The organism is Tabrizicola sp. (assembly GCF_031377265.1).
GTDB lineage: Bacteria > Pseudomonadota > Alphaproteobacteria > Rhodobacterales > Rhodobacteraceae > JAUYQR01.
Map to the genome: position 1 here is coordinate 1 of NZ_JANMET010000125.1, position 7,835 is coordinate 7,835.

The window sequence follows — 7,835 nt, forward strand, 5'->3', positions numbered from 1 at the left end:
CCGATGGCGTGGGCATTCTTTGCCAAAAGCCACTGCTCAGGCCCCGTCTTTGCAGGCGAGAAGCTGCAAAACCTGGAAGGTCACAGCAATGAGAGGAGCTGAGGGGAGATGCTGCTTTGGGAATTCCGGAGAACTTTCTGAAACGCCGGGCATAAAAGCCAGCGACATCGGGGGCAACAGTTTCCTCAATCCACTATTCTGCAGAAACTCGGCGCGCCGAATGTCGGCAACACGCCATTCAATATGTAAAAAGGCCGGAGCGACAAACCTGCCGCCCCGGCATCGAATTTCTGCATTCGGATCCGATCAACTGTTGCGCCGTCTTGGATCCACAGGTGTATTATTCAACCGGATCGTCATCGCCGCCGCAGAGCGCGACGCAGAGGATGATCGGGATCAGCAGCAGAGGCAGGATGCCAATGCTGGAAGCGGGCTTTTCCGCGATGACTTCGGGCTGGCCTTCTTCGACGATGACAACAGGGCCACCGGCGAACGCAGCGGATGCGCCGAATGACAGAGCCATAACCTGGGCAATAAGTTTCTTCATGATAGTCTCCGAATTGATTGACGGCCCCGTCCAGACGACAGGTCGTGGCTTAGGCTAACGACCAGAAAGGATCGGATCAATCCTCAAACTCACGATTCAGTGCGTTCTAGCCGCAGCGTTGCGCCAAGGGCACAATCGATTTGGGGGGCCAGCAGAACTGCATGCAGCGGGACATGCCGGTCATGACTTACAAAAGCCCCGGGACAACCTGGTCAGGCGGTCTGTGACCATCCGCGAAGGTCTTGATATTTATGATGACTTTTTCACCCATTTCGATCCGGCCTTCCACTGTGGCCGATCCCATATGCGGCAACAGAACAACATTCGGCAGTTCGCGAAGTCGCGGGTTGATTTCGGTTCCATGTTCATAAACATCAAGTCCGGCCCCAGCCAACTCGCCGGCACGCAACCCACGGGTGAGTGCATTCTCATCTATGACCTCGCCGCGAGAGGTGTTCACGATGACGGCGCTTGGTTTCATCAGTTTCAACCGGCGCGCGTTGATCAGATGGAAGGTCGAAGGCGTATGCGGGCAATTGACCGACACGATGTCCATCCGGGCAATCATCTGGTCAAGGCTCTCCCAGTACGTCGCCTCATGTTCGGCCTCCACCTCGGGACGCAGCCGCTTGCGGTTGTGGTAGTGCACCTGAAGGCCGAAGGCACGTGCCCGGCGAGCCACCGCCTGCCCTATGCGCCCCATCCCAAGAATGCCCAGCCGCCGCCCGCCAAGCCGCCCACCCAGATGCGCCATCGGTGACCAGCCGGTCCAGGTGCCGGCCTGCATTTCCTGCAAACCTTCGGGAATGCGCCGGGTGACCGCAAGGATCAGCGCCATGACCATGTCGGCGGTGTCCTCGGTCACCACGCCAGGTGTATTCGACACAAGAATTCCGCGCTGTCGTGCGGTGGCCACATCGATGTGGTCCACCCCCGCCCCGTAGTTCGCGATCAGTTTCAGCTTCTCTCCGGCCTGCGCAATCAGGGCCGCGTCAATCTGATCGGTGATCGTGGGCACCAGCACATCAGCGCGGCGGATGGCATTGACCAGCTCCTCGCGCGACATCCGGGTGTCGGGATCGCGCAGCTCGACGTCGAACAGTTCTTTCAGCCGCGTCTCGACCGCCTCTGGCAAGCGTCGCGTCACCACAACACTCAGACGAGCAGTTGGCATTCGCACCCTCCCGAAGTCTTCCAAATCCCGCGCCATTGAGGCAAGGTGACGGGAAGCGGGGTGATGCACAAGCCCTCGAACACATGGCCCGAACGATGGGCCGCCCGCGCCAGCAGTGCTGCGGGCCAGTTTACAGCGGGGCGCGCGGCATGCGGCAATGGATGGGGGCGGTTTGGGTCGTTCTGGCGGCGGGCCTTGGCCAGGTCGGCGGGCTGACAGCCAGTGCGCAAGAGGTGGATGCGACCCTGCCCGCGACTGCGATTGCGCCAGAGGCGAAAGCCTGCACGCCGGACATTGGCTGTGTCACCAACTTGCCGTTGCCGCGCTTTGTCTCGCTCAAAGGCAGCGAGGGAAACGCCCGCCGCGGACCGGGCCTTACGCACCGGATCGACTGGGTTTTCACCCGCGCCGGGATGCCCTTGAAAATCACCGCCGAGTTTGAGAACTGGCGCCGGGTTGAAGACATGGAGGGGGCTGGCGGCTGGGTTCACTATTCGCTTCTGTCGGGCGTACGGACAGTGATCGTGACCCTGGACATGGCGGAATTCCACGAAATCCCCAAGCAGGACTCGATGGTCGTGGCGCAGGCTGAACAGGGCGTGGTAGGCCGCGTTCTGGAATGCCACGACACTTGGTGCAGGATCGCGGTTGACGGGCAAAAGGGCTGGGTCCAGACATCTGCTTTCTGGGGGGTTTTGCCGGATGAGACCATCGACTGACAACGTTCAGTACGGGCGCGATCTGGTCAGCCTGACATTGTCGGCGGGTCTGGCTTCGGTGGTCGTTGCTGCCGTGCTGGTGGGATTGAAGCTATGGGCGCTTGCGGAAACGGGGGCGCTGTCGATTGCGGCGTCACTGGCCGATTCCGCGCTGGATCTGATGATGTCGCTTGGCGCGGCAGCGGCCATTGTCTATGCCGCCCGCCCGGCGGATGAAGATCATGCCTTCGGCCACACCTCGGCCGAAGATCTGACGGCGCTGGCGCAATCGGTGTTCATCCTGATTTCGGCTGGCGTCATCGGATATGCAGCAATCCTGCGGCTTCTGGCCCCGGTCGACCACGTTCTTGCCGCTGAAGGCCGCGGGCTGGTAGTGATGTCGGTGTCGGTCGTGCTGACGCTGGCGCTGGTCTGGTGGCAGGGCCGGGTAGCGAAACGGACGGGCAGCCGGGTGGTTGCAGCGGACCGGCTGCACTACCTCGGCGACCTGCTGCCCAGCCTTGGCGCAATTGGCGCGCTTTGGGTGTCGGACCGCTACGGTATCGGGTCGGTCGACGCGGTGGTGGCGCTGGGGTCTGCCGGGGTTATGGCCATTGGTGCGCTGCGCATTGGCAAGGGTGCTTGGGATGCCCTGATGGACCGCGCGGCGGACCCTGCCATTCTGGATGGTATTGCTGCAATCGCAAAGGCTTGGCCGGGCGTGCGCGGCTATCATGACCTGAAGACGCGGACCGCGGGTAGCCGGATCTTCGTCAATCTGCATATCGAACTGGATGGCGGCCAAAGCCTGCGACAGGCGCATGACATCGGTGCCGCATTGCGCCGGGCGATCCTGAACGCATATCCGCAAACCGACGTGATCATCCACAAGGATGTAGCGAAGGAAACTGCACCCACCGCCGTGACTGACACGCCGGCTGAATAATGCCGCAAAGCTGAACTGTCTCTTGACGTGGCGGCGCTGAACATGGATTATCCAAATGTATAACAGGGTCGCACATGGATCAGACACGACGCGCTTACCGCCGCGAGAGCCAGGAAGTCCGTCGCAGCGCATTGATCACCGCAACCCAGGATCTTGTGGCCGAAGGCGGCCCTCAGGCAGCGACGGTGCGCGCGATCGCCGCGCGGGCGGGTGTGACAGCGGGTCTTATCCGGCATTACTTTCGGTCCAAGGATGACCTGTTGCGCGTGGCCTATATCGAGTTGATGGAAGGGATGACCGCTGCGGGGTCAGATGCCCTCGAAGGGGTCGGTGCCCAGCCGGATGAACGACTTGCAGCTTTTGTTGCGGCTTCGTTGCGACCTCCGGTGATTGATGGTGGCGCTGTCGGTCTTTGGGCAGGGTACATGCACAAGGTCCGCTCTGACCTTGAACTGTTGGGTGTTCACGAAGTCGCTTATCTGCAGTATCGCGACGCATTGGAGGCGCTGATTGCCGCTTTGCCGCGCAACGCCAATGCCGCCCAGCTGCGCGCCGAAGCGATCGCCTGTAATGGCCTGATCGACGGGCTTTGGCTTGAGGGATCAATTCTGCCGCATGCCTTTGCACCCGACGAGCTGGCGACCATCGGCTTGCGGTCGGTCGGCGCAATTCTCGGGGTTGATCTGATGCCCTATGCAAACCAATTGCCGGATTCTGGAAAGACACCAAAATGAGATACGCATCCGTGACTGAAAGGCTGTCAGGGTTGGGCGGCGAAAAGTGGGCGTTGCACGCCCGCGCCCGCGCCATGAAAGCCGGTGGCGAGCCGATCATCGAGATGACCATCGGCGAGCCGGATATTCCGACGCCAACTGCCTTCATCGACGCTGCGTATCGCGCCATGCAATCGGGGCGCACCGGTTATTCCAACGGCCGGGGTGAGCCCGCGTTGGTGAAGGCACTGGCCGCCCGCTACAGCCAACGGCGCGGCCGGTTGATCACGCCGGATCAGGTGATCTGCCTTCCGGGCACCCAAACCACGCTGTACACAATCCTGCGCACGATAGCCGAGGCCGGCGACGAGGTGCTGGTCGGTGATCCGATGTATGCGACCTACGAAGGCATCATTGCGCAATCTGGCGCACGCATGGTCCCGGTGCCGCTGCGCCCCGAATTCGGCTTTCGCATGCAGGTGGCCGACGTGGCCGCAAGGATCACGCCCGCCAGCCGCGTTCTGTTCCTGAACACGCCGCACAACCCCACTGGCGCGCTGCTGCGCCCTGAAGATCTGGCGGCCCTTGGCGCGTTGGCCAAAGCAAATGATCTGTGGATCGTGTCAGACGAGGTTTACGAGGAGATGGTGTTTCCCGGCGTGACCTTCGCCTCGCCATTGGACCTGCCCGATCTGGCCGACAGGGTCATTTCGGCATGTTCGATCTCCAAGTCACACGCCGCGCCGGGCTTCCGTTCCGGCTGGTGCATAGGCCCGGTGGAGTTTTGCAGGCGGCTCCTCCCGCTTTCAGAAACCATGCTTTTTGGCAGCCAACCTTTCATCGCAGACATGACCGCCCTGGCCATTTCCGAACCTTCGCCCGTTTCTGACGGAATGGTCGCGCGGTTTTCCCGGCGGGCCGGTCTGATTGCGGACACCTTGGATGGCGTCGCTGGCTTGCGGGCGCATCGGCCCGAGGCGGGCATGTTCACCCTGATTGACGTGCGTGCCACGGGGCTGTCCGGCACTGGCTTTGCCGAGGGTCTGCTTGCGGCGCAAAAGGTGGCCGTGATGCCGGGCGAAAGCTTCGGGCAGGGGCTGAACGGCTGGATCAGGCTTAGCCTGACGCAGCCAGACGACCTGACCGTCGAGGCCGCAAAGCGCATTGCAGCCCATGCCGCAAAGCTGTTGGAGCAAGCCGCATGACCACCGTTGGCGAACGCCTGATCGAGGGGCTGGCGGCGCGTGGCGTGGATGTGGTCTTCGGCATTCCGGGCGTCCACACGATTGAGCTTTACCGTGGTCTTGCTTCAGGTCTTGTCCGCCACGTGACCCCCCGCCACGAACAGGGTGCTGCCTTCATGGCCGATGGCTATGCCCGCGTTTCCGGCAAACCCGGCGTGGCGCTGGTGATCACCGGGCCGGGCCTGACCAACGCTTTGACCGCAATGGCGCAAGCTCGGGCCGACAGCATCCCGATGCTGGTCATCTCGGGCGTCAACCAGCGGGCGTCGCTGGGCAAGGGACTTGGCCTGCTACACGAACTGCCCGATCAGGCCGCTATGGTACGGGCGTTGTGCCCAACCGAAACCGTGATGGATGCCGCAGGCTTGGCAGGCGCCCTTGACCGCGCCTTTGCCGCGCTGGCCACCGGCCGCCCCGGTCCGGTGCACATCGAGATCCCGACCGATGTGATGGGCCTGCCCTGCGACGCGCTGCCAGCACCGAAGGCAACGCTCGCGCCTGAACCGGACAGCGCCGCATTGCTCCAGGCCGCAGCCCTGCTGAACGGGGCGGAGCGTGTGGTCATCCTTGCCGGTGGTGGCACGCGCGGCCAGGATGCGGCCCTACAGGCACTGGCCGAAGCCCTTGATGCGCCCGTGGTGCAAACGGTGAACGCGCGCGGCGCCATGCATGCCCACCGCCTTACCGTGCCCGCCTCACCCAGCCTCGATGGTGTCCGCAGTATGATTGCCGCCGCCGATCAGGTGCTGGCGATCGGAACCGAGTTCGGCCAGACCGACTACGACATGTATGTGAACGATAGTTTGCCTGACCTGCACGCCATGATCCGCATCGACATCTGTGCCGATCAACTGGCCCGCCAACCCGCTGCCCTTGCGATCAAGGCAGATGCCGGTGCCGCGATGACTGCCTTGTTGCCACATCTGATCCCCAAACCCCGCGACGGTGCGGCGCGCGCGCTTGCCGCCCGCATCACCGCACGGGCAGATCTTGCCCCGCTCTATGCTCCGATGCCGGCCCAACTGACGATGGTCGAGGCGATCCGCTCGGCCTTGCCACGCGCCATCATCGTTGGTGACAGCACCCAACCGGTCTATGCGGCCAACCTCTATTATGACCACGACCGCCCCGGCGGCTGGTTCAATGCGGCCACCGGCTATGGCGCGCTTGGCTACGGCCCCGGCGCGGCTGTTGGTGCATCAATTGCGGCCCCCGGGGTGCCGGTTGTCTGCCTGATCGGCGATGGTGGCCTGCAGTTCAGCTCTGGAGAGTTGCGCACCGCCGTAGACGAGAACCTGCCGATCACCTTCATCGTCTGGAACAACGCCGGGTATCTTGAGATCGCCGAGGCGATGCGCGCCGCGCAGACGCCGATAATCGGCTGCACGCCATCGCCGCTGAAACTGGAACCGTTCGCTGCGGCCTGCGATCTGCCTTTCGCCAGCGTGGCACAAGACCCGGCGGCGCTGGCTCACGCCCTGCAGACTCCATGCGACGGACCAAGGCTGATCGAAGTTCAGGTCCGCTGACGCGCCATGAGCGGTGCCAGCACGAAGATCATGCTCAGCATTACGGCGGCAAAGACAAACGCCATCCGCATCCCGAAAGTACCCGCGATGATGCCCACCAGCGGTGGCCCAAAGAAATACCCGAAGTAGCCGAGCAGCGTCGCCCGCGCCACCGCCCGCGCCCGTGCCTCTGCCGGGCCATAGCGTCCTACCAGTGAAAACGCCGTCGGCGCGATGACCGACGCCCCGATCCCCATCACGATGAACCCGGCATAGGCCATGGCGGGGCTTCCCGCTTGTGACGCGATAAGCGCGCCGCCGGCCGAAACCACCGCCCCCGCTTTCAACAGCGTGAACGGGTTGATCCGGTTCGCCACCACCTGCCCTGCCAGCCGCGCGAACCCCATGGTCAGCGCCAGCGCCGCTGGCCCCAAGGCCCCCTCTGCGGGACTGCCGCCCAGCGTCTGTTCTATGTGCAAGGCAGACCAGTTCTCGGCCGCGTTCTCGGTCATGAAGGCGATCAGGACGATCCCGCCACCAATCACCGGCACCCAGCCAAGACCCGCAGCGGTATTGCCCTTCGGCTTGGCAAGGCCCTTGATAGTGCCATCGCGCTCGATCGTGCACAGCGCCAGTATCACCGCGAACGCAGCCATGGTTCCCATCACTGCCCCCGGGCCCCAAGCCGCCGACCGCATCGCGCCAGTGGCCAGCGCCGCACCCGCATAGCCAAAGGAATAGCCGGCGTGAGTCAAATTCATCAGATGCAGCCCGCGCTCATTTTCCAAAGCAGCCACCCGTGCATTCATCAGCACATCGGTCAGGCCAGTGGCCGCCCCGCAGCAGGCCATCGCCAGAGGAAACATCCAGATCACCGCAGCCTGCCCCGGCAGCGCACAGCTTAGCGCCATAAGAACCGCCGCTGATGGCAATGCGATCCGCCCCAGCGCTGTCCCGAAGGCCGGGGCAAACAGCATCGCTGTCACGGCGGCAATCGGCGTCAGA

Annotated in this window: 8 protein-coding genes; 5 read left to right on the forward strand and 3 right to left on the reverse strand. The window is 63.3% G+C overall.

Annotated elements, in window-relative coordinates; all coding sequences use genetic code 11:
• Positions 1-340: 340 nt before the first annotated feature.
• Together RMO18_RS07425 and RMO18_RS07430 are read right to left on the reverse strand one after the other, a co-directional pair.
• The gene (locus tag RMO18_RS07425; RefSeq protein WP_309664923.1) at positions 341-547 is read right to left on the reverse strand and encodes a hypothetical protein; all 207 of its coding nucleotides are present in this window, start codon (positions 545-547) and stop codon (positions 341-343) included.
• A gap of 187 nt (positions 548-734) precedes the next feature.
• Positions 735-1,721 (reverse strand): D-glycerate dehydrogenase, encoded by a 987-nt coding sequence (locus RMO18_RS07430; protein WP_309664924.1) that lies wholly within the window; start codon positions 1,719-1,721, stop codon positions 735-737.
• Positions 1,722-1,804: 83 nt separating this feature from the next.
• Here RMO18_RS07430 and RMO18_RS07435 point away from each other — a divergent pair, with 83 nt between their 5' ends.
• The 5 genes from RMO18_RS07435 to RMO18_RS07455 all read left to right on the forward strand — a co-directional run bounded on the left by RMO18_RS07435 (position 1,805) and on the right by RMO18_RS07455 (position 6,851).
• Positions 1,805-2,440 carry an SH3 domain-containing protein gene (locus RMO18_RS07435; RefSeq protein WP_309664926.1) on the forward strand — a complete coding sequence of 212 codons (636 nt, stop codon included), beginning with the start codon at positions 1,805-1,807 and terminating at the stop codon, positions 2,438-2,440.
• On the forward strand, positions 2,424-3,365 hold the full coding sequence (locus RMO18_RS07440; RefSeq protein WP_309664927.1) for a cation diffusion facilitator family transporter: 942 nt from the start codon (positions 2,424-2,426) through the stop codon (positions 3,363-3,365). The genes RMO18_RS07435 and RMO18_RS07440 overlap by 17 nt, the downstream gene beginning before the upstream one ends.
• 74 nt (positions 3,366-3,439) lie before the next feature.
• Positions 3,440-4,099, forward strand: coding sequence for a TetR family transcriptional regulator C-terminal domain-containing protein (locus RMO18_RS07445; protein WP_309664929.1), 660 nt, complete (start codon positions 3,440-3,442; stop codon positions 4,097-4,099).
• Positions 4,096-5,283 (forward strand): pyridoxal phosphate-dependent aminotransferase, encoded by a 1,188-nt coding sequence (locus tag RMO18_RS07450; protein WP_309664930.1) that lies wholly within the window; start codon positions 4,096-4,098, stop codon positions 5,281-5,283. The genes RMO18_RS07445 and RMO18_RS07450 overlap by 4 nt, the downstream gene beginning before the upstream one ends.
• Positions 5,280-6,851 carry a 5-guanidino-2-oxopentanoate decarboxylase gene (locus tag RMO18_RS07455; RefSeq protein ID WP_309664932.1) on the forward strand — a complete coding sequence of 524 codons (1,572 nt, stop codon included), beginning with the start codon at positions 5,280-5,282 and terminating at the stop codon, positions 6,849-6,851. Before RMO18_RS07450 ends, RMO18_RS07455 begins: the two co-directional genes overlap by 4 nt.
• Here the strand turns inward: RMO18_RS07455 and RMO18_RS07460 are convergent.
• Positions 6,839-7,835 (reverse strand): MFS transporter (locus RMO18_RS07460; RefSeq protein WP_309664933.1); only part of this gene is annotated, 997 nt, incomplete at its 5' end. The genes RMO18_RS07455 and RMO18_RS07460 overlap by 13 nt on opposite strands.